General features: G+C 58.2%; 27 protein-coding genes, 6 tRNA genes and 1 pseudogene. 25 read left to right on the top strand and 9 right to left on the bottom strand.

All coding sequences use genetic code 11. The features are described 5' to 3' along the window. Positions 1-336 precede the first annotated feature (336 nt). From ACQQ92_RS05165 to folB, 16 genes and pseudogenes are all read left to right on the top strand, one after another. A tRNA-Leu gene (locus tag ACQQ92_RS05165) sits at positions 337-426 on the top strand. A gap of 59 nt (positions 427-485) precedes the next feature. Beyond that, positions 486-2,831 (top strand): GAF domain-containing SpoIIE family protein phosphatase, encoded by a 2,346-nt coding sequence (locus ACQQ92_RS05160; RefSeq protein WP_427795957.1) that lies wholly within the window; start codon positions 486-488, stop codon positions 2,829-2,831. Between the two features lie 81 nt (positions 2,832-2,912). Next, positions 2,913-3,659 carry an anti-sigma factor antagonist gene (locus ACQQ92_RS05155; protein ID WP_427795956.1) on the top strand — a complete coding sequence of 249 codons (747 nt, stop codon included), beginning with the start codon at positions 2,913-2,915 and terminating at the stop codon, positions 3,657-3,659. 105 nt (positions 3,660-3,764) lie between these two features. Beyond that, positions 3,765-3,840 (top strand) — tRNA-Gly (locus ACQQ92_RS05150). 35 nt (positions 3,841-3,875) lie between these two features. After that, positions 3,876-3,949: transfer RNA gene (locus ACQQ92_RS05145), tRNA-Cys, on the top strand. Between the two features lie 42 nt (positions 3,950-3,991). After that, positions 3,992-4,067: transfer RNA gene (locus ACQQ92_RS05140), tRNA-Gly, on the top strand. 167 nt (positions 4,068-4,234) lie between these two features. Next, positions 4,235-4,936 (top strand): annotated as a pseudogene (locus ACQQ92_RS05135) (alpha-amylase family glycosyl hydrolase); the annotation flags it as partial. Between the two features lie 104 nt (positions 4,937-5,040). Next, entirely contained in the window at positions 5,041-5,307 is a 267-nt protein-coding gene (locus ACQQ92_RS05130) for a hypothetical protein (RefSeq protein WP_427727887.1), read from the top strand. A gap of 33 nt (positions 5,308-5,340) precedes the next feature. Then, positions 5,341-5,416: transfer RNA gene (locus ACQQ92_RS05125), tRNA-Gly, on the top strand. 3 nt (positions 5,417-5,419) lie between these two features. Beyond that, a tRNA-Val gene (locus tag ACQQ92_RS05120) sits at positions 5,420-5,494 on the top strand. Positions 5,495-5,698: 204 nt separating this feature from the next. Beyond that, entirely contained in the window at positions 5,699-5,893 is a 195-nt protein-coding gene (locus ACQQ92_RS05115; RefSeq protein ID WP_195838587.1) for a hypothetical protein, read from the top strand. A gap of 567 nt (positions 5,894-6,460) precedes the next feature. Beyond that, complete coding sequence (gene nrdD, locus ACQQ92_RS05110) at positions 6,461-8,683, top strand: anaerobic ribonucleoside-triphosphate reductase (protein ID WP_427718616.1); 2,223 nt, start codon at positions 6,461-6,463, stop codon at positions 8,681-8,683. 425 nt (positions 8,684-9,108) lie between these two features. Then, positions 9,109-9,690 (top strand): anaerobic ribonucleoside-triphosphate reductase activating protein, encoded by a 582-nt coding sequence (gene nrdG / locus ACQQ92_RS05105; RefSeq protein ID WP_427727760.1) that lies wholly within the window; start codon positions 9,109-9,111, stop codon positions 9,688-9,690. Between the two features lie 67 nt (positions 9,691-9,757). Beyond that, positions 9,758-10,315 (top strand): GTP cyclohydrolase I FolE, encoded by a 558-nt coding sequence (gene folE, locus ACQQ92_RS05100; protein ID WP_427795955.1) that lies wholly within the window; start codon positions 9,758-9,760, stop codon positions 10,313-10,315. Positions 10,316-10,317: 2 nt separating this feature from the next. Next, on the top strand, positions 10,318-10,899 hold the full coding sequence (locus ACQQ92_RS05095) for an HD domain-containing protein (protein WP_195838586.1): 582 nt from the start codon (positions 10,318-10,320) through the stop codon (positions 10,897-10,899). A gap of 43 nt (positions 10,900-10,942) precedes the next feature. Continuing rightward, positions 10,943-11,428 (top strand): dihydroneopterin aldolase, encoded by a 486-nt coding sequence (gene folB / locus ACQQ92_RS05090; RefSeq protein ID WP_427718610.1) that lies wholly within the window; start codon positions 10,943-10,945, stop codon positions 11,426-11,428. Positions 11,429-11,434: 6 nt separating this feature from the next. Here the strand turns inward: folB and ACQQ92_RS05085 are convergent, their stop codons facing one another. Both ACQQ92_RS05085 and ACQQ92_RS05080 read right to left on the bottom strand, forming a co-directional pair. After that, positions 11,435-12,211, bottom strand: a complete 777-nt coding sequence (locus ACQQ92_RS05085; RefSeq protein WP_427795954.1) for a M48 family metallopeptidase — start codon at positions 12,209-12,211, stop codon at positions 11,435-11,437. 74 nt (positions 12,212-12,285) lie between these two features. Then, the gene (locus ACQQ92_RS05080) at positions 12,286-13,299 is read right to left on the bottom strand and encodes a dipeptidase (protein ID WP_427795953.1); all 1,014 of its coding nucleotides are present in this window, start codon (positions 13,297-13,299) and stop codon (positions 12,286-12,288) included. A 120-nt stretch (positions 13,300-13,419) separates the two neighbouring features. On the opposite strand from ACQQ92_RS05080, the gene ACQQ92_RS05075 reads away from it, so the two are divergent. The 3 genes from ACQQ92_RS05075 (at position 13,420) to ACQQ92_RS05065 (ending at position 15,311) form a co-directional block, all read left to right on the top strand. After that, entirely contained in the window at positions 13,420-13,848 is a 429-nt protein-coding gene (locus ACQQ92_RS05075) for an FKBP-type peptidyl-prolyl cis-trans isomerase (protein WP_055286916.1), read from the top strand. A 3-nt stretch (positions 13,849-13,851) separates the two neighbouring features. Continuing rightward, complete coding sequence (locus ACQQ92_RS05070) at positions 13,852-14,430, top strand: urease accessory protein UreE (protein ID WP_427795952.1); 579 nt, start codon at positions 13,852-13,854, stop codon at positions 14,428-14,430. 83 nt (positions 14,431-14,513) lie between these two features. Continuing rightward, positions 14,514-15,311 (top strand): HAD-IIB family hydrolase, encoded by a 798-nt coding sequence (locus tag ACQQ92_RS05065; RefSeq protein ID WP_427795951.1) that lies wholly within the window; start codon positions 14,514-14,516, stop codon positions 15,309-15,311. Between the two features lie 75 nt (positions 15,312-15,386). On the opposite strand, the gene ACQQ92_RS05060 is transcribed toward ACQQ92_RS05065, so the two are convergent. The 5 genes from ACQQ92_RS05060 to ACQQ92_RS05040 form a co-directional block, all read right to left on the bottom strand. Then, a complete protein-coding gene (locus ACQQ92_RS05060; RefSeq protein WP_427718597.1) occupies positions 15,387-15,767 on the bottom strand; it encodes a Fur family transcriptional regulator in 381 nt (126 codons plus the stop codon). Between the two features lie 61 nt (positions 15,768-15,828). Continuing rightward, positions 15,829-16,239, bottom strand: a complete 411-nt coding sequence (locus tag ACQQ92_RS05055) for an acylphosphatase (RefSeq protein WP_427795950.1) — start codon at positions 16,237-16,239, stop codon at positions 15,829-15,831. Positions 16,240-16,241: 2 nt separating this feature from the next. Next, positions 16,242-17,348 (bottom strand): Gfo/Idh/MocA family protein, encoded by a 1,107-nt coding sequence (locus tag ACQQ92_RS05050; RefSeq protein WP_427795949.1) that lies wholly within the window; start codon positions 17,346-17,348, stop codon positions 16,242-16,244. 74 nt (positions 17,349-17,422) lie between these two features. Beyond that, the gene (gene rnhA / locus ACQQ92_RS05045) at positions 17,423-17,908 is read right to left on the bottom strand and encodes a ribonuclease HI (RefSeq protein ID WP_427727777.1); all 486 of its coding nucleotides are present in this window, start codon (positions 17,906-17,908) and stop codon (positions 17,423-17,425) included. Between the two features lie 141 nt (positions 17,909-18,049). Further along, complete coding sequence (locus ACQQ92_RS05040; RefSeq protein WP_427747969.1) at positions 18,050-18,997, bottom strand: LysR family transcriptional regulator; 948 nt, start codon at positions 18,995-18,997, stop codon at positions 18,050-18,052. 274 nt (positions 18,998-19,271) lie between these two features. Here ACQQ92_RS05040 and ACQQ92_RS05035 point away from each other — a divergent pair, with 274 nt between their 5' ends. The 3 genes from ACQQ92_RS05035 to ACQQ92_RS05025 all read left to right on the top strand — a co-directional run bounded on the left by ACQQ92_RS05035 (position 19,272) and on the right by ACQQ92_RS05025 (position 22,069). Next, a complete protein-coding gene (locus tag ACQQ92_RS05035; RefSeq protein ID WP_427747968.1) occupies positions 19,272-20,582 on the top strand; it encodes an O-acetylhomoserine aminocarboxypropyltransferase/cysteine synthase family protein in 1,311 nt (436 codons plus the stop codon). Between the two features lie 312 nt (positions 20,583-20,894). Continuing rightward, complete coding sequence (locus tag ACQQ92_RS05030) at positions 20,895-21,671, top strand: hypothetical protein (RefSeq protein WP_154517392.1); 777 nt, start codon at positions 20,895-20,897, stop codon at positions 21,669-21,671. 185 nt (positions 21,672-21,856) lie between these two features. Beyond that, a complete protein-coding gene (locus ACQQ92_RS05025) occupies positions 21,857-22,069 on the top strand; it encodes a hypothetical protein (RefSeq protein ID WP_427795948.1) in 213 nt (70 codons plus the stop codon). Between the two features lie 97 nt (positions 22,070-22,166). Here the strand turns inward: ACQQ92_RS05025 and ACQQ92_RS05020 are convergent, their stop codons facing one another. Further along, positions 22,167-23,081 (bottom strand): ketopantoate reductase family protein, encoded by a 915-nt coding sequence (locus ACQQ92_RS05020; protein ID WP_427795947.1) that lies wholly within the window; start codon positions 23,079-23,081, stop codon positions 22,167-22,169. Between the two features lie 116 nt (positions 23,082-23,197). Next, positions 23,198-23,392, bottom strand: a complete 195-nt coding sequence (locus ACQQ92_RS05015) for a hypothetical protein (protein ID WP_427795946.1) — start codon at positions 23,390-23,392, stop codon at positions 23,198-23,200. A gap of 163 nt (positions 23,393-23,555) precedes the next feature. Between ACQQ92_RS05015 and ACQQ92_RS05010 the strand changes: the two genes are divergently transcribed. From ACQQ92_RS05010 to ACQQ92_RS05000, 3 genes are all read left to right on the top strand, one after another. After that, entirely contained in the window at positions 23,556-24,746 is a 1,191-nt protein-coding gene (locus ACQQ92_RS05010) for an aldo/keto reductase (RefSeq protein WP_427795945.1), read from the top strand. A gap of 95 nt (positions 24,747-24,841) precedes the next feature. After that, positions 24,842-25,708, top strand: a complete 867-nt coding sequence (locus ACQQ92_RS05005; protein WP_427795944.1) for a deoxyribonuclease IV — start codon at positions 24,842-24,844, stop codon at positions 25,706-25,708. Between the two features lie 147 nt (positions 25,709-25,855). Next, positions 25,856-26,716: an ABC transporter substrate-binding protein gene (locus ACQQ92_RS05000; RefSeq protein ID WP_427793865.1), complete on the top strand. Its 861-nt coding sequence runs from the start codon at positions 25,856-25,858 to the stop codon at positions 26,714-26,716. Positions 26,717-26,867: the final 151 nt, after the last annotated feature.

Below are 26,867 nucleotides of genomic sequence, written 5' to 3'. Positions count from 1 at the left end.
CCGAGCCACCAAATTTGCATCAGCCCCAGTATATGTTTGAGAATCGTACTTGGAGTATGTGGCTGTAGGGCCGGAATGGGGGCAACTTCCCAACGCATTCCGCAGGGGGCGGTACATTTTGTAGCGCGAAGCGCGAATCAAAATGTACCGCATGCCCGAGGACGCGTTGGGAAGTTGCCCCCATTCCGGCCCGGACATATAGATCTACCTGCGCATTTTCAAATTCGTAAACTTTTTTGAAAAAAGTGCTTGCACAGTTCTCGAATCATAGGTTATTATCTTCCTCGTTGAAAGCGCGGGTCCAACAAAACGAACTGCGAATCAACAATATAGCATGTCGGAGTGGCGGAATTGGCAGACGCGCTAGCTTGAGGTGCTAGTGACCGCTTTTTGGTCATGCGGGTTCAAGTCCCGCCTCCGACACCATCGCATTTGAGAAGCCTCTTCGGAGGCTTTTTTGTTACCGATAGACGGTGAGGTTCACGATGGAAACGCTTGAGCGCAATGAGTGGGTTGACGTTGCCCAATTGGTCGATATTACGAGCGATGCTGTCATTATCTGCGAGCTCGACGGAACCATTTTGCATGTAAACAATCGCTTGCTCGACTTGATCTGCGAGGAACGTTCCGATGTGATCAACGGGGACGTTAAAGATCTCTTGTACTCGTCAGCATTTGAACGCGCGACAGAACATCGTCTTCCTTTTGAGACTAATGGTACCGAGAGCGAGTTGATGCTTAAGCTAAGTGACGGCTCCTTTATTCCCGTCCTAGTTTGTGCCGGCTCGGTTACGCCGCCTCGTATCTTTGGCCGCCGTGCGCCGCGTGTCCTCGTGGCGCTCCATAGTATCGAAGAGCAGTATTCGCATGACCGTCAGCTCAAGCGTGCGCTTTCGGAGCTCAGAGTGGCGAATAAGCGCCTCTCGGGCACGTTGTCGGTCATTATGAGCACGGTGGGCTCCGATGAGCTGCCTAGTTTGTTGGATACCGTTTTGAACCAGCTTGTAGGAACCCTCGATGCCTCGGGTGCTGCCATCTATTTTTCTGAGAGCGGCGGTTTTAAGCTTCGCGGTGTTTCCAAGGAGCTGTATGACAGCTACCTGCCCGAGTTTATGCCGTATGGTGCGGGTATCCCGACGTATGTGCTCCGTGAGTCTCGTGCCTGCCGCCTGTCGATTCAGCAGGACCTTGAGGGCGATAGGATTGCCTCGGGTATGTTCATGGACCTGGACAATCGTTCTAAGCACCTGCTACGCATGCAAGATATGCCTCCATACCGCAGCGAGATATGTCTTCCCGTGTTTTATGGCACTCAGGTGCTCGGTGTGTTGGAGGTCGGTTGGAAACGTCCGCAGGCGCCGCTTGCCTATGATGTCAACGTGCTCGAGGTCATTTGCGATTATCTCTCCATCCAACTAGTCGGCATGGCATCGAGTCTACGTTCACGTCGCACGGCAGAGCTTGGCCGTTCTCTCAACGTGCTGCGCGATGAGTTGTTTGCCTATCTCGATGATCCTATTGCCGCCTCGCGTGCGGTATCGACCGAAATCTGCGCTGTGCTCAGTTGTCATTTCTGCCCCGTGGAGTATGATGCGGGCCTCGGAACCTATGTCATCGATTTTGAAGGCGGCAGTCGTGTGGCATTGCCGGGCGATCCGGAGTCACTCTTCTTTTCTGTCACGACGCCGGCGGCGCGCCTGGGGGCAATTTCCGATGGATTTGAGACATCGGTGCTGGGTGGGACGAGCGCCGACGACCTCAAGCACGTGCGCCTTACGCGCGTGGACGAATCCACGACTATGGGCGCATGGTTGAGAGCCCACGGCCTGCCGTGTCAGGGACTTTATGTCGATTCCGGTATCGAGGCGGGGCGCTGCCGCTCGGAGGCGGATGGTAGGCGAAGCAACGATGCAATCGTGCCCGCTGATATCGCCAAGGGACCGACGAGGCGCGTTTTGCTGCTCCGTGATGGCAGCCAGGAGCCAATCGACGACCTTGAATACGACTACATGGTGCATTTGGCACACGACTTTGAGCTGATCTATGAGGGCGAGTCTCAAAAGCGTGAAGAGCGTCATATCGCTCAGACGCTTCAGATTGGCATGAGAAATTCGCTAGGCGACGTTCCGGGCATCGCAACCGATTCGGTATACCTGTCGGCAACGAATTCGGCGTTGGTTGGTGGTGACTTCTATACGCTTGTCCGTCTTCCCGACGATTGCGCCGTTATGATATTGGGCGATGTCTCCGGCAAAGGAATTGAGGCGGCGTCGATGTCGGCACTCGTCAAGACGGCGTTGACGGCTTATGCCTGGGAGGGTGCGGGACCCGCTCGCATGGCCCGCTCGCTCAATAGCATGCTCATGGGCTTTTCGAGGGTCGAGACGTTTGTGACGGCGTTTATCGCCAAGATTGATCTTAAAGCGGGCCGCGCTACCTATTGCTCTGCGGGACATCCTCCCACTATGGTCATTAGGCCGTCGTCGACGGCGCATGGCGGAGGAGAGACCTGCGGGGGAGAAGTGGAGCTCCTTGGGTGCCAATCGGGCGTGATCGGTGCCTTTGAGAGCATGGTGTACGAGACGGGCGTGTTTACGTTCGATCCTGGTGACATGCTGTTTATGTATACCGACGGAACGATCGAAGCGCGCGACCGCTCGGGTGCTTTCTTTGGCGAGCAACGCCTGCGCGACCTTCTACTCTCTGTTTCGGGTGAGGGCGTATCGGGCATCTGCGGTAAGGTCTTGGGCGAGCTTGACCGCTTTACCGACTCGGCGCTGGACGATGACATTGCATTGGTGTCCCTTGAGTTTTTACGGGGTCGATCGTAGGTCGCGACGTTGGGCATACAGAATCCTAACGGTTGCAGAAAAGTGTGCATCGAGCGAGCTCTTTTGGGGAACCATGGTCGCATGAATGAGTGGAATGACATAGCGGTTTTGACGCCACCGGGCGATATCGATATCGCCTCGGTGCCCGAGCTGCGCCGACGGTTGGATAATTTAATCGACCGGGGCGTGCGCCGTGTTGTCATCAATTGCCAGACCGTAGGCTTTATCGACTCGACGGGTTTGGCGTTTTTGCTTACGCGTGCCAGAGAGCTTATGAGACGAGAAGGGCTGCTTTCGCTTGTTAACGCCTCCGATGAGGTCGTTCGCTTTTTGGAGATTGCCCGACTTGTCGACATCCTTCATGTTGCGGGTCCGGTGCGGGAGTCGATTCCCGCCATTCCGGTGGGGGAGTTGCCGCGATGGAGCAAGAGCGTCAAGGTGCAGCGAGGCATCGAGAATCTCCCGTATTATCGGCACCGTGTGGCCGAGATTCTCGAATCGCTTCCCCTGAGGCGTGATGAGCGCTATGACGTCGCATTAGCGTTGGGGGAGGCATTGGGTAACGCATATGACCATGCGGGCGGTGTTGGCTGCATCCTGACGATTCAGGCCTATGGGGACCGTGTTGTGCTTGAGGTGCTTGATCGAGGTTCTGGCTATTCTATCGATGGGGCGAGCGAACCGATGGCATCCGAGGAACGCGGACGAGGTATCAAGCTTATGCGCATGCTCGTCGATAATGTGGAGGTTGCCCGTCGCACGGATGGTGTCGGCACACGCGTTCGGATGGTGAAGCTGTTTAGTTCGGCATTGGAATCGTGCGCTTAGCGCCTTGGGTCGACATGATTTTCCTGCGTGAACTTGCTTTGGGCAACTTTTTTGAAAAAAGTACTTGCGTCTTTTGGATAACTCGCGTAAATTAATAACCCGCAAGCGGACATGGCTCAGTTGGTAGAGCACAACCTTGCCAAGGTTGGGGTCGCGGGTTCGAGCCCCGTTGTCCGCTCCATTGCATTTCCGGACCGTTCTTAACGGTCCTTTTTCGGCGAAGTGGCCAAGTGGTAAGGCAGAGGCCTGCAAAGCCTTTACCCCCGGTTCGAATCCGGGCTTCGCCTCCAGGCAACATCCGGGCGCTCCGGCGCCCGTTTTGTTTTACATATGCGGACATGGCTCAGTTGGTAGAGCACAACCTTGCCAAGGTTGGGGTCGCGGGTTCGAGCCCCGTTGTCCGCTCCAAGCACAACAGCCCGACTACCACGGTAGCCGGGCTTTTTCGTACCCATTGCAGAGGCTCGAACCCGAGAGGGAGCGAGCGTTAAGCAAACGCGGAGCGTTTGTAGCGAGCTGGCGAGGTCGCCGGCAGGCGGCCGAAGCCGGTGCGGATCCGCGAAGCGGATACGCGGATGCCCCGTTGTCCGCTCCAAGCACAACAGCCCGACTACCACGGTAGCCGGGCTTTTTCGTACCCATTGCAGAGGCTCGAACCCGAGAGGGAGCGAGCGTCTTGGGGCGTGGCTGTGGCGTTGTTTGCCGCGAATAACAGCTTTGGGCGTATCATCGCGGGCATTACCCAGCAGATGGACTATCTTGAGCGGCTGGGCATCGAGGCCATCTGGCTGAGCCCGTTTTACCCATCGCCTCTTGTCGATGGTGGCTATGATGTGGCGGACTACTGCGATGTCGACCCACGTCTCGGCTCGCTTGACGACTGCGATGACATGGTCGCTGCGGCTCACGCGCGCGGCATCAAGGTCATCGTCGACATCGTGCCCAATCATTCATCCAACCAGCACCCCTGGTTCAAAGCCGCTCTTGCCGCCGGCCCTGGATCGCCCGAGCGCGCCCGTTATATATTCCGCGATGGTCGCGGCGAACATGGCGAGCTGCCTCCCACCAATTGGAATGCCAACTTTGGCGGCCCCGCCTGGACGCGTGTTGCGGACGGTCAGTGGTAGCTGCATATGTTTACGCCCGAGCGGCCGGACTTTGTCTGGTCATGCCCCGAGGTTCATGCGTTCTTTTGCGACGTCCTGACGTTTTGGAGCGATCGAGGCGTTGATGGCTTTCGCATTGATGTGGCGCACGGTCTCGCCAAGGACCTCGACCGCGATGACCTCGACCGGTGGCATCTCGCCGAGGGCGATGACATGGTTGACGACGGCACCCATCCGCTGTGGGACCGCAACGAGGTCCACGAGATCTATCGCGCGTGGCGACGCGCTATGCCCTGCCGCAAATCAAGGCGACGCGCTACCACCAGATTGCGCTCGACTGGCTCTTACGCGACGGGTCGTCTTATGACGAGGACCGTGAACTCGGCGAGCGCCGCGCGCGGGCGGCCCTTTTGCTTGAGCTGGCGCTTCCGGGTTCGGCATACGTGTATCAGGGTGAGGAGCTCGGCCTTTTTGAGGTGGCTGATGTCTTCGTGAGGTTCGCGAGGGCGTCGCAAAACTTTTCAAAAAAAGTTCTTGCATAGGATGCAGGCATCACGTAAGATTATTCCCCGTAAGCGGACATGGCTCAGTTGGTAGAGCACAACCTTGCCAAGGTTGGGGTCGCGGGTTCGAGCCCCGTTGTCCGCTCCATTTGGGCGTTTAGCTCAGGGGGAGAGCGCTTCCCTGACACGGAAGAGGTCACAAGTTCAAATCTTGTAACGCCCACCAAATGTTCGCAGTCCAGAGGCTTTGCTTCTGGACTGTTTTGTTATAAACACACATAATATGCCGTCAAATTATCGACCTCGGTCGCTTTTTCACGTTGCATTTGCTGCCCAGCATAATTTGTCGTTATTGGCCTCTTGGTCTCGTGGGAGATGATTATTTTGATCATAACCGTGCACGTCGCCCGCGTTTCCATGGTTGACCCCCGTGCAATCTTTTATGGTGATCGGTTTTGGCGAGATTGCCTTCCAGGGAGGATTCGGAACGATTGAAGGCCGTACGTTCTTCGCGCGCTGGGCGGGCCTTGTCACAAAGGGGTGGGCTTTTGTGGTTATCGCCGGCGTGCTGCTCGATCCCTTTACAGCGGCTCTCGGCCGCATGATAGCTCGCGAAGAGAACTAATAGCTCCTCGCCTATCGAATGCCGGCGGACGGGGTGCCGGGGCTGTAGTCTTCCGAGCGTTTGCAGCCCCGTCGCTCCGTCCGCCGGCATTCGACCGCAACATGTTGGTCAAGCATAATCTTTTGGATTCTTTTCGCGTGAGCGGCTTGGTTTTGGTAGGATTTGTCGGCGGCTTGACTAGGGGGTTTTATAACTGCCTTGCAGGTAGCCGCGTTGGTAACGTTTTACCGACTTGCCAAGAAACCCTCATAATTAATGTGTCTGTAAAATGACCAATTGCTTTGACCTGCTGAAACACTATATGTTGTGTTTGACCTAAAAAAAGAATACAGGATATAGAGGCGTCTTTGTCGTATGATAGATGACGGACAGAGAACGAAGACCTTGTTCGTCCCATTTGGACACGCCTTTGAGCCGCTTGATCGGCCGCGAGGATTGTCCGCATGAGGACCTATGGTTTATCGAGAACACAGATTGCGCGACGGCGCCGCAAGACAGGGACAAGCCCTGCCAGGCATCGTTTGGCTCTGAAGCGCAATGGGATTACGACGCGAAAGAGGCAAGAGGATGAAGATCATCAAGCGCAGCGGCACCGAGGTTGCCTTTGACATCGATAAGATCGTCAATGCGATTCGCGCCGCCAACTTGGAGGTCGAGGAGGGCTCTCGTCTTACCGACCGCCAGGTGATCTACGCGGCGCAAAACGTCGCCGAGGCATGTGAGAAGGCCGGCCATACCGTATCGGTCGAGGAGATCCAGGATCTGGTCGAGGACGAGATCATGCGTCTCGACTGCTACGAGGTCGCTCGCCGCTACATCATCTATCGTTATGTTCAGAGCCTGAAGCGCCAAAAGAACACGACCGACGACAAGATCCTGTCGCTGATCGAGTGCAATAACGAAGAAGTTAAGCAGGAGAACTCCAATAAGAATCCGACCGTCAATTCCGTTCAGCGCGACTATATGGCCGGCGAGATTTCCAAGGACCTGACCCAACGCGTGCTGCTGCCCCAGGAGATCGTGGATGCCCATAATGAGGGTCTGATCCATTTCCACGATTCGGATTACTTTGCCCAGCACATGCACAACTGCGATCTGGTGAACCTGGAGGACATGCTCCAGAACGGCACCGTTATCTCGGGCACGCTGATCGAGAAGCCGCACAGCTTCTCGACCGCCTGCAACATCGCGACGCAGATTATCGCCCAGGTTGCTTCCTCCCAGTACGGCGGTCAGTCTATTTCGCTGACCCATCTCGCCCCGTTCGTTGAGGTGAGCCGTCAAAAGATTCGCGGCGAGGTCGCTCGCGAGCTTGAGGAGCTCGGTGTTTCGGCATCTGCCGAGAAGGTTCGCGAGGTCGTTGAGGAACGCCTGCGCGATGAGATTCGTCGCGGCGTCCAGACGATTCAGTATCAGGTCGTGACCCTTATGACCACGAATGGCCAGGCGCCGTTCGTGACGGTCTTTATGTATCTCAATGAGGCCCGTACGCCCCAGGAGAAGCACGACCTTGCCATGATTGTGGAGGAGACGCTTCGTCAACGCTATGAGGGCGTTAAGAACGAAGCCGGCGTGTGGATCACCCCGGCGTTTCCCAAGCTCATCTACGTGCTCGAGGACGATAACATCCGCGAGGATTCGCCGTACTTCTATCTGACCAAGCTCGCCGCCAAGTGCACCGCCAAGCGCATGGTGCCCGACTACATCTCCGAGAAGAAGATGCGCGAGCTCAAGCTGTCTAAGGGCGAGACCGCCGGCAACGGCGATTGCTATACCTGCATGGGTTGCCGCAGTTTCCTGACGCCCGACCGTTCGGGCAACGGCTTTAACAATGTCGCCAACGCTCTGAACTATGACCCGACCAAGCCTAAGTACTATGGTCGCTTTAACCAGGGTGTTGTGACCATCAACCTGCCCGATGTCGCGCTGAGCTCGCATCAGGACATGGACAAGTTCTGGAAGATCTTCGATGAGCGCCTTGAGCTGTGCCACCGCGCCCTGCTGTGCCGTCATGAGCGCCTGATGGGCACGCTTTCGGATGCTGCGCCGATTCTTTGGCAGTACGGTGCCTTGGCGCGCCTTAAGAAGGGCGAGACGATCGACAAGCTGCTCGTGGGCGGCTATTCCACCATTAGCCTGGGTTACGCCGGTCTGTATGAGTGCGTCAAGTACATGACGGGCCACAGCCACACCGAGAAGGAGGGCACGCCGTTTGCCATGGCCGTCATGCAGCACATGAACGACAAGTGCGCCGAGTGGAAGGCCGAAAGCGATATCGACTTCTCGCTGTACGGCACCCCGCTTGAGTCGACGACCTACAAGTTCGCCAAGTGCCTGCAGCGCCGTTTCGGCATTATCCCGGGCGTGACGGACAAGGGCTACATTACTAACAGCTATCACGTCCACGTGTCCGAGGAGATCGATGCCTTCGACAAGCTTAAGTTTGAGGGCATGTTCCAGCAGCTTTCGCCGGGCGGTGCTATCTCCTACGTTGAGGTTCCCAACATGCAGGACAACCTCAAGGCGGTCATTCGCGTAATGCAGTACATCTACGACAACATCATGTACGCCGAGCTCAACACCAAGAGCGATTACTGCCAGGTGTGCGGCTATGACGGCGAGATTCGCATTGTCGAGGACGATGGCAAACTGGTGTGGGAGTGCCCCAATTGCGGCAATCGTGACCAGGAGAAGATGAATGTCGCCCGTCGCACGTGCGGCTACATCGGTACCCAGTTCTGGAACCAGGGTCGAACCGAGGAGATCCGCGACCGCGTGCTGCATCTCTAATAACCACCCCAGGCTGCCCCGTAGCGAGGCCCCGGACCTTTACTCGCTATTTCGGACAGTCCTGGCTCACGACGGAGGCGCCACTGGCGCCTCCTGTTCTTGCGGAGCTCATATCGAGCAAAGGTCCGGGGCCTCGCTACGGGGCAGCCAAGTTGATGTAGCTGAGATGCAGTATGCGGTCTGCCCACTCCTCGAAGTTCTTAGCGGTAATAATTCGAGCTGCAGCTGCGATTTACTTGCGATGGCGGTTGAGCCGCAACCCAGTTTTTATTGGGCCTCGAACCCCATACTCGATGTTCGCTTTGTTCACCGAGTGTCGCTCGCGAGGGGTCTGGAGCATATCGTCCCGCCCGCAGTTTCGCAGGCCGAAGGCCGAGAATGTTTGAGGACGGGTGATATGCTCCAGACCCCCAGGAAGGTTACCTATGAACTACGCGAACATTAAGTATTTCGACATTGCTGATGGAGAAGGCGTTCGTACTTCTCTGTTTGTGAGTGGGTGCCGTCGTGGGTGCAAGAATTGTTTTAACTCCGTCGCGTGGGACTTTGCCGCGGGTGAACCGTTCGATCGTGCCGTCGAGGACAAAATCATCGAGAGTCTTGATCATCCCTTTATTGATGGCCTGACGATTCTGGGCGGGGAGCCTATGGAACCCGAGAACCAGGCGGGGCTCGTTGATTTTATCGAACGCGTGCGTGCGACCTATCCTGTGGAGTCTGGGAAGACCATTTGGTGCTTTACCGGTGACGTGCTCGAGGAACTAATGCCGGGCGGCCGTCACCATACCGACGTGACGGACCGTATCCTTGCTTGCCTCGACATGCTGGTAGACGGTCCGTTCGTTCAAGATCTGTACGATATCTCGTTGCGCTTTAGGGGCTCGAGCAATCAGCGCGTGATCGACATGAACGCCACGCGCGCTCGTGCTGCGCGCGAGGGCGTTGCGCTTTGCGACGCTGTGGAACTTTGGCGGGACGATCCGGTCTATTCGACCCATACTATGTAGCTGGAAGAGGTTGCGTGCCAGCGTGGTACCATAGCGCGAACGCGAAATCGAAAAAAGTGAGGCCCAGATGGTCGATCAGGAAAAAGTCGAGACTGCTATTAAGCTGCTGCTTGAAGGTATAGGCGAGGACCCAACTCGTGAGGGCCTGCTGGAGACCCCGGCACGCGTCGCCCGTATGTATGGCGAGATTGCCGGCGGTATGGGCCAGAGTGCCGAGGAGCACCTGTCCAAAACCTTTGCCGTCGCTTCGAACGATTTGGTTATCGAGCGCGACATTACGTTTTACTCGCTGTGCGAGCACCATCTGCTGCCGTTTTATGGCAAGGCTGCGATCGGCTATATCCCTAACGGTCGCGTGGCGGGTCTGTCTAAGCTTGCTCGCACGGTTGAGGTGTATGCCCGTCGTCTGCAGCTGCAGGAGCAGCTGTGCGCGCAGGTTGCCGATGCCCTCATGGAATATCTTGCTCCCCAAGGGGCGATCGTGCTGATGGAAGCCGAGCATATGTGCATGACCATGCGCGGCGTGCAAAAGCCCGGTACCAAGACCGTAACGCTTGCTCGTCGCGGTGTCTTTGAGACCGATCCCGCGCTCGAGGAGCGATTCTTTAGGATGCTGGACCGCTAACCATGAGAGTTGTCAACGACTTTACATCGAAGACCGATGAGGGGACGCCGCGCCGCGGTTTTATGGCTTCGGGCCTGACTCCCTTTGGCGCCATGCCTCGCATTGATTACATTTGTGCCAACGGGCTGTTCCGGCGGCACCTGGGCAACATTGCACAGTTGGAATCGGGGCGCATCTTCTGCCGCCACGGTATTGACCATCTGCTGGATGTCGCGCGCATTATGTGGATTAAGAATCTTGAGGAACAGCTCGAATTTGACCGCGAGGTCATATACGCCACGGCACTTCTTCACGATATCGGCAAAGATGAACAGTATGAATCGGGTATATCCCATGATGTTGCAAGCGAGCGCGTCGCTGATGCGATTCTTGGCGGCATGCCCGATGACGTGGCATTTGATCCGGCCGATGCCGCGGCCATTAAGACGGCCATTTTAGGCCATAGAAAGCTGCGCGTGAACAGCCAACCGCTTGAGCGTCTGCTCTATGCAGCTGACAAAGCGTCGCGCGCCTGCTTTGCATGCCCCGCGCGCAATGCCTGCAACTGGAGCGATGATAAAAAGAACCTGTCGATTCGCGTGTAGTTGGTTTGCGTGGTCGGGGTTCTAAACGAAGGAGACGATCGCGATGACCAACAAGAAACTGCCCGAGAATGCAACCAAGACTGAAGGCGCCGAGCTCGCCCGCCGTGGAAGGGGCGAAATATCCACCGCAACGGCGGTGCCCCACGTGAGCTATGACGATCTGCGCCATGCCGATCGCATCACCGTTGAAGGTCTTGAGGTCTTTGCCAACCACGGCGTGTATCCCGAGGAGAACGCCCTGGGCCAGAAGTTCATCGTGTCCTTGGTGCTCTATGCCGACCTGCGTGCAGCAGGGGAGCACGATAACCTGGATGCCTCGATTGACTACGGCTCGGTGTGCCACGATGTCGATGGCTATCTGCGCGAGCATACGTTTAAGCTCATCGAGGCCGCAGCCGAGGGCGTGGCCCAGATGCTGCTACGTCGTTACCCTCTGCTGCTCGGCGTGCGTGTTAAGCTCGATAAGCCTTGGGCGCCCGTCGGTCTTCCCCTGGCAAGCTGCGGTGTCGAGATCGAGCGCGTGCGCTAACCGGTTCTAATACGTCTCTATGGGTGGCTGCTTGAGCCGCTGCGACAGAGCTCTATTGTTGGGGCAGTACGTGTCGAGCAGGGCGTGAAACCGCTGATTGTGGCTTGGCTCGAGCAAGTGGACGAGCTCGTGGGCGACAACCATGTCAAGGCACTCGACGGGGTAGGCGGCAAGCTCGCGTGCGATGCGAATGGCACCGGTTTTGGGCGTACACGAGCCCCAGCGCGTTTTCATGCTGCGCACGGAAACGCGGGAAGCGACGACACCCATTGCGATTTCGTATGTGCGCGCCATATCGCGCAGCGCCGTGGTGACCTCGGATGTATAGAGCTGGTCGATGCGGGCTTGGAGCTCATCGGGCGTTAGGCCGTCGAGGGCTGTGCGCTGCTTTGCCTGCGCGCGCCCACTTGGCTCGTCGGTACCCATAAAACTTGCGAAGGTGGCCTGTTTGGGTCGCGGTGCGGGTGATGCAAAGTTGTGATCGAGCGCATCTTGTACCGTGATGGGCTTGCCCCAAAGCGCAATGATGGCCGAGCGGCTGAGCGGCTCTCGCTCCGTCGCCTGACGTTGCTCGCGCTGGGCAAGTCGGCTGATAATCCAGGCGCTGTTGCGCTTCACAAATGCTTCGATACGCTCGCGGGTGGCACCGAGCGGCGCACTGGCGTGGACCTCACCGCTCGATGTGACGCGTAGGTTGAAGTTCTTGACACGCTTTTTGGTAACGACGACGGGGATGGGCATCCCATCCGGTCGGGATACGGAAATCGTAAACTGCTGCGTCAAAAGCGGTCCTTCAGATTGGGGACGGGCCGGCATGTCGACCGTTCGGCATGCCGGCCCGCTCAAGGGATGTGAAATTAATAACGCTCAAAGAAGGCAAGCGCGTTGTCGCTGCAGAGCTTTTGCATCACGGTCTTGCCAAAATGCTTGGAGAGCATGTTCTGGAACTCGGGCATCTTGCTGGCATCGGAGAGGAAAGCGGGCACCGCGGCGCCGTCCCAGTCGCCGCCGAGCGCGATGACGTCCTCGCCGCCCAGGTCGAGCCAGTGCTCGATATGTGCCGCCAGCTGATCGAAGGTGACGTCTGCGGCGGTCTTGTCGGTTGCGTCGTTGGAAAGGAACTCGCTGCAGTAGTTGAGGCCGACGATGCCACCCATGTCGCGAATGGTGCGGAACTGGTCGTCGGTAAGGTTGCGTTTGGCGCCGCAAACCGCACGGGAGTTGGAGTGGCTGGCGACGAAGGGACGCGTGGCGCGGACGGCGACCTCGTCAAAGCACTCATCGTTGAGATGGGAGACGTCAAGCACCATGCCGGCGTGCTCCATCTGCGTAAGTGCCTCGATGCCGGCGGCGGTGAGGCCGGCGTGGGTATCGTGTCCGCTCGCGAGCGGCCCCTGCGCGTTCCAGCTGAGTGACGACATGAGTATGCCCAAGCTCTTGAGCACCTCGATCAGTGCGGGGTCCTCGGCAAAGAACGTGGCGTTTTCGATGGTGTGGATGCAAGCGACCTTGCCGTCCTTGAGCGCGGGGCGAATGTCCGCGGCGCTGCGCACGTTGACCATGCGGTCGTGGTTGAGCATGGCCTGGCCGCTCATATGCGCCATGATCTGCGCCTGGAAGCGCGCGGCGTGGGCGGTGGGAATCTCGTCGGGGACAAACGTGGCGAAGCACTGTGCCCACGGCGTGTTGCCGATCTTTGCGAGCGAGATGGCGCAGGCATTGCCCTCGATGAGGTCGAAATCTTGCGGATGCGTCTCGTCGCCGGGGAAATAACCGTCGGTGCCGGCGGTAAAGCGCAGGTCGAGATCGAGCGTGGCCCAGCCGATGCGGTCGGCGGTGTCGCAGTGCAAGTCAAATACGGGATATGCCATGGTTCCTCCGGTTGCAGCGTTTCTTTGCAAACTGTCTTCGAATTGTATGACTAGGGTATAGTTAGCGCCATACGTTCATGGCGGCCCGCGTTGTGTGCCGCCCTTATCACGGAGGTTTCCATGTCCAACCAGGGCAAGAAGGTCAAGACTCATTATCGCGGCACGCTCGACGACGGCACGCAGTTCGATAGCTCCTACGATCGCGGCGAGCCGCTGGAGTTCACCTGCGGTGCCGGTCAGATGATCAAGGGCTTCGATGCCGCCGTTGTCGACATGCAGGTGGGCGAGAAGAAGACCGTGCACATTCCTGCTGCCGATGCCTACGGCGAGCACAATCCCGAGATGGTTATCACCTTCCCGGCCGAGCAGGTTCCCAACATCGAGCAGATCGAGAAGGGCATGAAGCTCTTCCTGTCCACGCCGAGCGGCATGCCTGTCCCTGCCGTTGTCATCGATGTGACGCCCGAGGCCGTGACGCTCGATGCTAACCACGAACTGGCCGGCAAGGATCTCAACTTTGATATCGAGCTCGTCGAGGTCGAGGGTTAGAGTATGCCTGAACGCTTGGTTTCGACGGCATGCTTGGGAAATCTCAACGATCCGTCCTATGAACTCCTGCTTCGTCGGGAGCTGGGTGGCATCTTTGAAGTTGACGAGCTGCTGCTCGATTGGGACCAGGCTGATGTATGCGCGTTTGCGGGCGTGACGGAGCTGGGGCGCACGGTCGATGTTCGGCTGGATACTGCCGACGGCAGTCGTCTTGCCGACGGCGACGTGCTCGCCATCGACCGTTCGGGCATGGTGCCCGTGGCGGTTGTCGTACGCCTGCGCAGCGCCGAGGTCTATTTGGTCGAAGTCGACCGCATGGATCCGATTGCGCTCGCGCATGCGTGCTGGGAGATCGGCAATATGCACGCGCCGCTTTTCCGAGGCGATTCGGACGAGCATACCGTGCGCATGTATACGCCGGTGCAGCCTGTTTTGGGCCGCATGCTCCGGAGCGTCGAGGGCGTTATGCTCTCGGTGGTTACCCGTGAACTCGATACGGACCGGCGCTTTGCGTCGAGTGCGGCGTATGCCGTTGTGAGCATGGCTCCCGACTTTACGATTGTAAAAAAGGCGCGCGGTTAACGTGCGTATGAGCAAGACGGACTTTGAGAGGCAGCTATTCAAAGTCCGTCTTGCTGTTGATGAGGTGCTGTGGGGGAAAGCATATGGGTCTTGAGGGAATCAAGCTGATTGCATGCGATTTGGACGGCACGTTGCTGCATCCGGGGGAGTGCGAGCCGCGTTCCGAGGCCTTTGAGCTCATCGATGAGCTGCATCGTCGTGGCATCGTGTTTATGCCGGCGAGCGGCCGTCAATATGCGAGCTTGCGCTATCTGTTTGCCCCGGTGGCCGATGGGCTCGCCTATGTATGCGAAAACGGAGCCCTCGTGATGAGCGAGGGGCGTGCCGTTGTCAAGCGTTCCATGGAGCGTAACCTTGCTATGGATATCGCGAATGCCGTGGTTGCGTATCCCCATGCCGACGTGACCCTTTCCTGCGAGGGGCACCTCTACACCATGAGCGGCAACGATGCATTCGTCGACCATTTGCGCTACGAGGTCCATTGCGATGTGGCGGTGGTCGACCGTCCCGAGGACATCGACGAGGACGTCATTAAGATCGCGTTTCAAACGCCCGAGACAGAGCAGCCGGCGGCGCTGGAGTATTTCGTCCGTCGCTTTGGCGACCGGGTCGATGTGATGACGTCGGGAACCGAATGGACCGACTTTATCGGCTTTGATTCGGGCAAGGGGTCCGCGCTTGCCGATTATGGTCGTGCGCTGGGGATCTCACCTAACGAAATGATGGCGTTTGGCGATAATGAAAACGACCGCGACATGCTCAACGTGGTGGGCCATCCCTATCTGATGGAGAGCTGCAATCCCAGTATGCGCGGTATCAACGACCGCGTCCGTTACGTGCGCACGGTCGAAGAAGAGCTGCGTCGCCTACTTGCTGAGTAGACATTTTGGACATGCCTGGAAATCTTTCTTTTGCCGCAATCGGTGAAAAGTTGGTTTTAAGGCATGCCCCAAAATCTACCTACAGTTGGGGCAGAGGCCCTCGAAGATGGTGTAGTGCGAGCTGACGCTCCATCCGATTTGTTCGGATGCCCTGGCGTCGAGCTGGGTATTGAAGGGGAGCGGCACATCGATGACGCGGCCACACGAGGTGCAGATGATATGCGCATGCGGCTCGATGGCACGATCGAAGCGGCTGCCGCCCGGCGTTTTAATCGAGAGAATCTCCCCGGCATCGGCCAAGAGATTGAGGTTGCGGTAGACCGTACCGCGGCTGATTTTGTCATCCTGTTCACGCACAGCGTTGTAGATCTCTTCGGCGGTGGGATGGTTGTAGCTTTGGCGCACGGCATCAAGAACTAGCTTTCGCTGCCTGGTATTCCTTCTTTGCACCGCCATGCGCCTCGCCTCTTTTCTATTAACGATCGTAGGTAAATGATACCGTATTTAGCACACAATACTAATAATGAGGAGTGAAACCGTCTTCATTGGCAAGTGGGGCTCGGACCTGGGCGTCTACGAGGCGAAAACGCGTTCCCATGCGCTCGTAGGAGGCATGAAGCGCCTCGAGATGAGATAGGATGTTTGCTGGAGCTCCCTGTATCTCCATCTCGACTGAGCCGTCTTCCATGTTACGCACCCAGCCGGTGAGTGCGCGTGCCTGCGCGAGGTTGGTGTTGGTAAAGCGAAAACCAACGCCTTGGACCTGTCCCTCCCAGCGCAGGAAATAGCGCAGGGGAGTGTCTTGAGTGGCCTCGTCGCTTGCGAGCACAGTAAGCCTGCGGCGCAGCTCGAGCTCGACGCCAGAGGGCTTTTGGGGCTCGCGGCTGCCGCCGGCGACGCCCGAGAAAAGCTTGTCGAAAATACCCATCGCTAGGCCTGCTTGACAGAATCGGCGGGGAAGGTAATGCCGGTCTGTTGGCGCACGGCATCCATGATGCGCAGCGAGACAAGCGTGACATCGCGATAGTGGCCAAGCTCGTGACGTCCCGCCGGGGTCTCCCAAATCTCTTCCTTGACGTTATCGATGCCGCCGATGGCGGTGATAAAGTCTGCGAGTTCGTATTCCATGGTGTTGCTCGATTTGGGCAGGTCGAGCACGCGGCCGTTGTCGCTCTGTTCGCGCGGCGCCTCGGTCGCCGAGCCGCGTACGACATCGCCGCGATAGTCGATGCGGACGTTGCGGGGCGTGGACAGATGGTCAATCTGGATAGTGCCACGCTCGCCTTCGATCTGCGAGGGCAGTAGGTCATTCGTAATTTTGGAGTGCGCGAGCTCGACGGAGATACGGCCACCGCCGTAGCTGGCGAGGATGGAACCGCAGCCATCGATGGGGCCATGGGTGAGCTCTTGCGTGGTGGGGTCGAGCAGAGTAGCCATGCTCGTAAGGCCTGAGGGCATGCCGAAGATCTCGACCATGGGCTCGACGGTGTAGACGCCAATATCCATGAGGGAGCCCGAGGCCATGTGGCAGTCGAAGATGTTGGTGGCGCGTCCCGCGAGAACCTCGTTGTAGCGTGAAGAATACTTGCCAAAGCGCAGTGAGGCGCGACGAATGGGCGCAATCTCGCCCAGGGCGTCCTCGATGGCGTGGAAAGCGGGGTCATGGAGCGGGCGCATGGCCTCGAGGGCTACGACGCCCGCCGCCTCGGCGGCGCGGAAGACTTCCAGCGCCTGCGCCTCGGTGGCGCAGAAGGGCTTCTCGACGATGACGTGCTTGCCGCTGGCGATGCAGGCAAGGGCCTGCTCGTAGTGAAGTGCGTTTGGGCTGCCGATATAGACGGCGTCGACGTCGGCGGCTGCTGCAAGCTCATCAAGTGAAGTAAAGTTTCGTTCGCCGCCGTGCTCGGCAGTAAAGGCGGCGCCGCGCTCGGCGTTGCGCGAGAGCGTGCCTACGAATACAGCCTGGTCGTTGGCATTGACGACCTGGATAAAGTCGTCGGTGATCATGGATGTGCCGATGGTCGCGATGCGCAGCATACGTCCCCCTTGTGTTGTTTTGGTCTACAGGATGAGTGTAGCGCGTGGGGATATAAAGCTGCGCGAAAACGCTATTACAGGTCGCTCTCGTTAAAGCCGGTGTCGATATCGAGGTTGACTCCATCGGCCGCGGTGGTGGCGAGCTCGTCGCAGCGCTCGTTGAGCTCGTGGCCGGCATGCCCCTTAACCCAGATGAACTCCACCTTATGCTTGCTCTTTGCAGCAAGCAGGCGCTCCCACAGGTCGCGGTTCTTAACGGGCTGCTTGTTGGCAGTTTTCCACCCGCGCTTTTTCCAACCGTCGATCCAGTGCTTGTTAAAGGCGTTGACGACGTACTGCGAGTCGGAGTGGACCTCGACCTCGCAGGGACGGTTGAGTGCCTCGAGCGCCACGATGACCGCCATGAGCTCCATGCGGTTGTTGGTGGTCTTGGCGTAGCCACGCGAAAGCTCGGAGGTGAAGGTCTTGCCGGCGGGGTTGGTGTATTTGAGCACGGCGCCGTAGCCACCGCGTCCCGGATTGGATCGAGCCGAGCCGTCGGTATAGATGATGACCTTCACAGACTTCCTTTCGTCGAGTTCCTCTCTTGCGGCTGTCTATTGTAGCGCCCGGTCCATCCTGTTTTATGCGAGGCGTGCCGCTCCACAAGGATGGTGGAGACGTTGTCGCCAAGAAAGATGGGCGACCTGAATTGTCAAGAGCTAGAGGGCTTTTAAATCTGCCATTTCTATCCCGTCCCCAAATGGTTGGTTTTCGTGGATGATGCGATCGAGTTCGTCGAGGTATTGCCGCAGCAGGGGAGAGGGCTTGCGCTCATCGTGCATGATGTAGCCCACGCGCATCGTTGGGGCGTCTGCCAACGGGATCGATGCCATGCCCCATTGCATTTCATTGGAGAGGACACCGGTCGACAAAGTGTAACCGTTCGACGTGATGAGCAGATTGGTGAGCGTGCCACGGTCGGAAACGCGGATGTTGCGGTCGCAGGGGATATAGCTAAACGGCTCCTCGGCGTAATAGAAGGAGTTTGAGGTCCCCTGCTCAAAGCTGTAGCGCGTATACGGCGTAAGGTCGGCAAGCGATAGCTGGGGGCGGCGTGCGAGCGGATGGCGCTCGCTAACGAAGACGTGGACCGTTGCATCGAAGAGGGGATGGAAGCTTGCGCGGGCGTCGGCGAAGGCCTTCTGCAGGACGCGGGCGTTAAAGTCATCCAGATACAGAATGCCGATATCGCTGCGAAATGCGCGGACGTCGTCGATGATCTGTGACGTGGTGGTCTCGCGCATGATGAACTCAAACTTACTGTCGCGGCAGCGCTCGACGACGTTGACAAAGGCCTCGACCGAAAAAGCGTAGTGCTGGGCCGAGACGGCAAGGCGTGCCTGGGGTGTGCCGCCGTCCTCGTAGCGGGCCTCGAGCATATCGGCCTGCTCTACGACCTGGCGCGCATAGCCTAAAAGCTCGGTGCCGTCGTTGGTGAGTGTGACGCCGCGGCTGGAGCGCGTAAAGATTTCCAGACGGAGCTCCTGCTCTAGGCTTTTGACGGCGTTGGAGATATTGGATTGCGCGGTATAGAGGCGCTGAGCTGCGGCGTTAATTGAGCCGGATTCTGCCACGGCGATAAGAAAACGAAGCTGCTGGAGGGTCATCGGCACCCGTCCTTTCGATAGCTATCTAAAAAACCGATAACAGGTTAGCGCTTTTAAGTGATTGACCGCGCGAAACAATGCTCGTACTATTCAAAACACACAAAGGCGGTAGGTAATTAAGCCGACCACGAGAACGGGATGTCAAAAGGAGGACCGCATATGAACTGCTTACTAAGACGAATGCCGGGCTCCTGCTTGCGCCCGTCGGCGTGATCAGGAGACGGCGACTTACTTCTCTTACTCTTATTACTTTTGTTCGATCAAGGAGATCATCATGAGCCAGTTTATCAACAACCCCGAGCACACCTTTGGTTTCGACACCCTGCAGCTGCACGTTGGCCAGGAGAGCGCCGACCCCGCATCCGATTCCCGCGCCGTGCCTATCTACCAGACCACGAGCTATGTGTTCCGCAACTCCCAGCACGCCGCTGACCGCTTTGGCCTTGCCGACGCCGGTAATATCTACGGTCGTCTGACCAACTCCACCCAGGGCGTCTTTGAGGACCGCATTGCCGCGCTCGAGGGCGGCGTTGCAGGTCTTGCCGTCGCCTCTGGCGCCGCCGCCATCACCTATACCCTGCAGGCCCTCGCTCAGGCCGGCGACCATGTGGTGGCCCAAAAGACCATCTACGGTGGTTCCTACAACCTGCTGGAGCACACGCTCTCCCAGTTTGGTGTCGAGACCACCTTCGTCGATGCCCACAACCTGGACGAGGTCGAGGGCGCCATCAGGGACAACACCACGGTCATTTACCTCGAGACGCTCGGTAACCCCAACTCCGATATCCCCAACATCGACGCTATCTCCGAGGTCGCTAAGAAGCATGGTCTTCCGGTTGTTGTCGACAACACCTTCGGCACCCCGTATCTGTTCCGTCCGCTGGAGCACGGCGCCAACATCGTCGTTCACTCTGCAACTAAGTTTATTGGCGGCCACGGCACCTCGTTGGGCGGCGTGATTATCGATGGCGGCAACTTTGACTGGAAGGCGAGCGGCAAGTATGCGCAGATCGCCGAGCCCAATCCCTCCTACCATGGCGTCTCGTTTGCCGAGGCCGCCGGCCCCGCTGCCTTCGCGACCTATGTCCGTGCTATCTTGCTGCGTGACGAGGGCGCCTGCATTAGCCCGTTTAACGCCTGGGTCCTGCTCCAGGGCACCGAGACCCTGTCGCTGCGCGTTGACCGCCATGTCGAGAACACCAAGAAGGTCGTTGAGTTCCTGATCGGTGACGGCCACGTCGCCAAGGTGAACCACCCGAGCCTGCCCGAGCACCCCGACCATGAGCTGTACCAGAAGTATTTCCCCCGTGGCGGCGCCTCGATCTTCACCTTCGAGATCAAGGGCGGCCAGGAGGCTGCTTGGAAGTTCATCGACCACCTGCAGGTGTTCTCGCTGCTCGCCAACGTAGCCGACGTCAAGTCGCTCGTCGTGCACCCGGCTACCACCACGCACTCCCAGCTCTCTTCCGAGGAGCTTGCCGAGCAGAACATTACGCCCTCTACAATCCGTCTTTCCATTGGTACCGAGAACGCCGAGGACATCATTTGGGATCTGAAGCAGGCCTTTGCCGCGCTGGACGAGTAGGGCGACTTGTGCAAGGGCCCCTTGCGACTCGATAGGTATAACTGCATAAAATGCCTGCTCAAGGCGCCTGCGCGAACAATGGTTGCGCAGGCGCCTTTTTTGCATAGGAGGGGCGCTATTACAGGTTTTTTGGCATGATTTATGCATGCGAGTTGTGGAAAACTCCTGTTGAGAGGATGTGAGTTTTACGCAAATGACGTGCACCTTTTGAGAAAAACCGCAGGTCGCGATTTACTCGGGGTACTATGCAGCGCGATCGAATCACACGCAGCTTAAACGCAGCAAAAACTCACTACGGAGGTTTCCAGCTACATGAGGATCGATTCACGAAAACCGAAGGCCGCCGCCCTTTCTGCCACGCTTGCCGTGGCGCTTTTAGTGGGTGCCGGCGTAACCGATGCCCACGCGGCAACACTGTCCGACGCGGTCGGATCAACGCCGTCCGAGGCGACCCTGATGCAGCCCGTCGACTATCGTGGCGACGGCTTTGGCTCCATGCAGGAGTGGAACGCCTCGATGGGGGCCAAGCGCGATTCCCTAGAGGTCCGCGCGCAGATCATCATGAACATGTACGGTGACTATGCCACCGATGACGAGCGCGCTGTACTGCAGGGTTGTATCGACGGCGCGGGCAGTCTTTTGACGATGGAGGAGGTCGACGCGAAGTCGGCCGAGCTCGACGAGCTTCGCTCCACGCTCGAGGATGCTAAGCGCGAGGCGCTCGAGGCTGCGGCCGTCGAGGCAGAAGCTGCCGAGGCCGTTCAGGCTTCGTATTACAACGCCGGCTCCGGCTCGTCTTACGCGTCTGCTGCGTATTACGCGAACGGCTCGGGCCTGACGCGCTCGGGCGGCGTCAATAACTACAACGGTCGTCGCGAGACCTATTACAGCAGCAACGTGCTGTATCACCACCGCACGGGTGAGTGGACGCTGGATTCCGAGGGCTTTTGGCGTGATTCCGACGGCTACTACGTGGTGGCTGCGAGCGATAAGTCCCAGGGCTCGACCTTTACGGGCTCTAAGGGCGAGTGCAAGGTCTACGATTCGGGTTGCGCAGCCGGAACTACCGATTACTACACCGGTTGGTAATCTGTCGGCATCGATTGCACATGATGGACGGGCGTCTTTACCGAGCTTTCGGGCAATGTAGGGGCGCCCGTTTTTATATGCATTTGGGTTAACAGAGCCCTTACCGTGGCACTACGTTGGGCATATGGGCGCGGGGCACACTAAGTCATGAGAAACAAGGTCTTTCTCGTGGAGGAAGTGATCCCATGAACGCTCGAGATGTCGCTATTGCCGTCGTTGCCCTTTTGATCGGATGTCTTGGTCCGACGGCGGCGTTAGTTGCCGGCTTGCAGTCCACTACGGGTGCTGCTCCTGTGGTTGTGAGCGCCTTGATTGCAGCGGCGCTGTTGGGAAGCGCCGGCGTGGTGCTTTGCCGCGATGACGAGGACGAGGTCCCGGAGTCGCAAAACGAGCCTTAGTTTTAGCCTCGGCCTAAATGCGTCAGGCCTTCGCGAGCGATGGGATCCTCGCGAAGGCCTGTCTGCTTACATTGCGCGCGTCGCCGTGCGGACGAGGCTACCAGCTGCTTTCTATTTCGCGAATCCTCTGGTAGAGCCAATCGTTTTGCGGCACTTGGATATCGTGTTTGGCGGCCAGGCGACAGATGGTGCCCGCGAACTCCTCGACTTCGGTTTTACGTTGTGCGATGCGGTCCTGCGCCATCGAGGGCATGCCGGCGGGGTCGATTCCCTCGATGAGGTGCACCATCTGCGTCAGGTCTGCCTCGGTAAGCTCAACGCCCTCGGCGTTGGCGACCGCAAGTGTCTCGCGCATGGCAGAAACAAAGCAGCGACGCTGCTCGGAGTCCTGTTCCGTGGCGCTCCCGTAGGTCCCGCCATAGGCCATGCAGGTCTGGTTGATGCCATCGTTGAGCATGAGTTTGGCCCACATGCGGTGCGCAATGTCGCTCTCGACGGTATGGGCGATGCCGCAGCGCGTGTAGAGCTCATCGATGGCGGTGACGGTTGCGGGCTCGGTGCCTGCTGCCGCGCCAAAGCGAATCTCGCCCGCATTGGTAAAGGTGAGCGCGCCGTTAAGGAATACGGCGTCCATGCCCTGGCAGATGCCCAGGACGGTGTGCTTCCAGCCAAAGCGCTCGGCTATTTTTTGCTCGCTCGTAATGCCGTTGCACAGCGAGGCGATGAGCGTGTTGGGTCCCACGACGCGCTCCATAGTCTTGAGTGCTTGGTTGAGCCCCGTCGTCTTGACCGTGAGAATGACCAGATCGGCGGGCGTTGCCTCGCTGGCGCGGACGGACTTGAGCGCGCAGGGCTTTCCGTTGACGGTGAGCGCATCGCCCACGTGGCACTCGAAACGCGCGTCATCCATGACGTATTCGACGGCGTCATTGCCGAGGGCCTTGGCAATCATACTGCCGTAGAGCAGGCCGACGCCGCCCTTGCCGATAAAGGCGACCTTGTTGATCTGCATGTGAATCATCTCCTCACAAAAAGGCGCCCGCATATGGGGCGCCTGATGGATTGTATGCCGCTGGGGCATGTGGCGTACACCGGAGGCTGAATTTAGAAGAACAAATGCATGGGAACTTATGCCGCGGGGCAGATGGCAAAAACGCGCGCGGGATATCCAACGCCATCGCGCACCTTGGGGAAGGTGCAGAAGATGACGGCGCCCGTGGCGGGAAGCTCGTCCAGATGGTCCATGATCTCGATCTGGTAACGGTCGACCGAGAGGATGCATTGTTCGCCGGGATAGGGGTAGGCATCCTCGTGTGTGGTCACGCTCGCCTCCTTTCATCGGGCTTTTTGCTGATGTTAAAGCGGTGCCGTGACAGCTCGATTTCTGCTGCGTTACGATACGTTCTCGATTGCGATTCCACGATGTTTCGGCCGCGTGACCATTGTGTTTCGCCTTGCCGGGGCGCTGATGGCGAAGGGAGGGGCCGTGCAATACCGCGTTGACCCCAAAAGTGGTAACCGAATATCCGCTCTGGGTCTGGGCTGCATGAGATTTCCTGGTGCGCCGGGACGTCCGGATGCGAAGACAGCCGATACTATCATTTCCCGTGCGGTGGAGCAGGGGATTAATTATCTGGATACCGCGTATCTCTATCCCGGTAACGAGGCGTGCGTGGGCGCCTCGCTTGAGCGCTTGGGGCTGCGTGACCGGGTGTTGCTGGCGACGAAGTTGCCGCACGCTTCGTGCAAGTGCGCGGATGATTTCGACCGCATCTTCGACGAGCAACTGCACCGTTTGCGGACTGACCATATCGACTACTACCTTATGCACAACATTACCTCGCCCGCCCAGTGGGGGCGCGTGGTGGCGTTGGGCATCGAGGACTGGATCGCGCGTCAAAAGGCGGCGGGGCGCATTCGCCAGATTGGTTTTTCGTATCACGGCAGCGCGGCGGATTTCCTGACGATGCTTGACGCATATGACTGGGATTTTTGCCAGATACAGTACAACTATGCCGGCGAGCGTTACCAAGCGGGGACGGCGGGGCTCATGGCGGCTGCTGAACGTGGGCTTGCGGTATTTGTAATGGAGCCGCTTTTGGGTGGACGCCTGGCGGGCAAGCTGCCTCCGCGGGCCCGCGCCGTGCTCGATGACGTACGCGATCCGTACCTGAAGACGCCGGCTGCTTGGGGCCTTTCGTGGGTGTGGAATCATCCTCAGGTGACGATGCTGCTTTCGGGTATGACCGATACCGCGCAGGTGGATGAGAACGCGGCGTTGGCCGATCGGGCCCTGCCGGATTCGATGACAGCTACTCAGCTCGATGCCATCGCGCACGTGCTGACGGAGTTTGAAAAATCGAATCGCGTGCCCTGCACGGGATGCGGCTATTGCATGCCGTGTCCTAAAGGCATCAACATTCCTGGGTGTTTTGCCGCCTACAACGCAAGCTATGCGCACAGCTGGTTTACGGGTCTATCGCAGTATTTTACGGCGAGCGCGGTGCGCACAAGCGAGCCCAAGTTGGTGAGCAATTGCGTCAAGTGCGGCAAATGCGCACGCCACTGCCCGCAACACATCGATATTCCCGAGCGTCTCGACGATGTGCGCCGACGTTTCCAGCCTGGCCCCGTGACGGCGGCGCTTAAGGCCTTCGGCAAAACGCGCTCCTCATGACCCTTTTATAACTTGCGGTGGAATAGTTCCTGTTTGCGGCAGAATAAGGCATCAACAGGAACTATTTCACCGTAACTGATGAGGGGGAGCTGGGGATGCTGACGATTGGGTGTCACCTATCCACGACGAAGGGCTATCGGGCGATGGGGGAGACGGCGCTATCCATTGGCGCCAATACCTTTGCATTCTTTACGCGCAACCCGCGCGGCGGCAAGGCGAAAGACCTTGACATTGATGACGTGGCGGCCCTGCGCGAGCTTATGGAACAAAACGATTTTGGTCCCCTCGTGGCCCATGCTCCGTATACCTATAACCCCTGCTCGGCCAAAGAGCGGGCGCGCGAGTTTGCCCTGGAGGCCATGGCAGAGGACCTGCAGCGTCTGGAAGCGCTGCCCGGTAACTACTACAATTTCCATCCCGGTGCGCATGTGGGACAGGGCTCCGACGCCGGCATTCAGATGATCGTCGACACCCTGTGCCAGGTGATGTTTGAGGGCCAGCAGACGACGGTACTGCTCGAGACCATGGCTGGCAAGGGCACCGAGGTGGGCCGCAGCTTTGAGGAACTGGCGATCATCATCGAGGGCGTTGCTGACAGGCGCCCCGAGCTGTCGGCCAAGCTGGGCGTTTGCCTGGACACCTGCCATGTAAATGACGCCGGCTATGATATCGTCCAAGATCTTGACGGTGTGCTCGACGAGTTCGATCGTGTGGTGGGTATCGAGCGCCTGCGCGCTGTGCATATCAATGATTCCAAGAATCCCCGCGGTGCCCATAAGGACCGGCATGAGTGCATCGGCAAGGGTTACCTCGGCAGCGAGGAACTTGGCGGTGGAATGCAGGTTATGCAGAATATTGTATCGAATAGCCGCCTGCGATCATTGCCATTCATTTTGGAAACGCCGAACGAACTTGCAGGTTATGCGGCTGAAATTAAACTATTAAGGTCATTGCAGCAGTAATGACTGTCGCAAAGCGGAGTGTTCCATTCACGTTATGGGTTTGTTTCAATCAGTTTTCTAATTGCAGATTCTCTCACGCGGGTGCATAATAGCCCTCGGTTTTTGCAGGCCCCTGAATCACATGGGGCCATTGGAAGGAGACTGATTATGAAGCTGAAGAAGCTTGGCGCATTTGCCGCCACGGGCGCCATGGCGCTTGCCCTCGCACTGACGGGCTGTGGCTCGTCCAACGCCACCTCTGGTTCTGATGCCGGTTCCAGCAGCTCTGACGACGCTAAGGTCGAGAAGGTCGACGGCTCCAAGGAGTACGCGCTCGTCAAGGACGGTACGCTGACCGTCGGCACCTCTGCCGAGTACGCTCCGTTTGAGTACAAGGATGACAACGGCGATTATCAGGGCTTTGACCTTGAGCTCATCAAGGCTATCGGCGACAAGCTGGGCCTGGATGTCGAGTACGTCAACAACGACTTCGACACGCTCGTCCCCGGCGTCGCTTCGGGCACCAAGTATGACGTCTCCATTGCGGCTATCACCGACACGCCCGAGCGTGAGAAGGAAGTCGCTTTCTCCGATTCCTACTACATGGACGATCAGGCTATCGTGACCAAGGTCGATAACACCGACATCACGGCCGACAATTACAGCGAGAAGCTCAACAACGCCGACGCTACCATTATCGTCCAGTCTGGCTCGACCGCCGAGGCCTTTGCTCAGGAGAACTTCCCCAAGGCCAAGATCATCCCCTACAAGGACGCTACCGATTGCTTCAGCGCCCTGCAGTCCGACAAGGGCGATGCCGTAGTCACCAACCGCTCCGTTGCCAGCCAGCTGACCGCCGAGCAGTTCAACACCTGCCACACGGTTAAACAGATCAGCACCGGCGAGGAGTACGCCATTGCCATCAACCAGGGCAATACCAAGCTCAAGGACGACATCAACCAGGCCATCAAGGACCTGACCGACGACGGTACCGTTGACGCCCTCATGGCTAAGTACAACATCAAGTAAACAGATACTTGATTGCGTGTGGGCCCTTTCCGTTTAGCGGAGAGGGCCTTTGCGCTTCTCTCGACGGAGAGTGTTTCCGTCTCTTTTTGCCGGCAACTTCTACGATAGGAGCCACCTTGTCTCGACTGAACAAAGGGGCCGCGGAGCAGCG

Origin of the sequence: Collinsella sp. SGI.241 (assembly GCF_050312955.1) — a bacterium.
Classification (GTDB): domain Bacteria; phylum Actinomycetota; class Coriobacteriia; order Coriobacteriales; family Coriobacteriaceae; genus Collinsella.
This window is presented reverse-complemented; position numbering and strand designations above follow the sequence as displayed.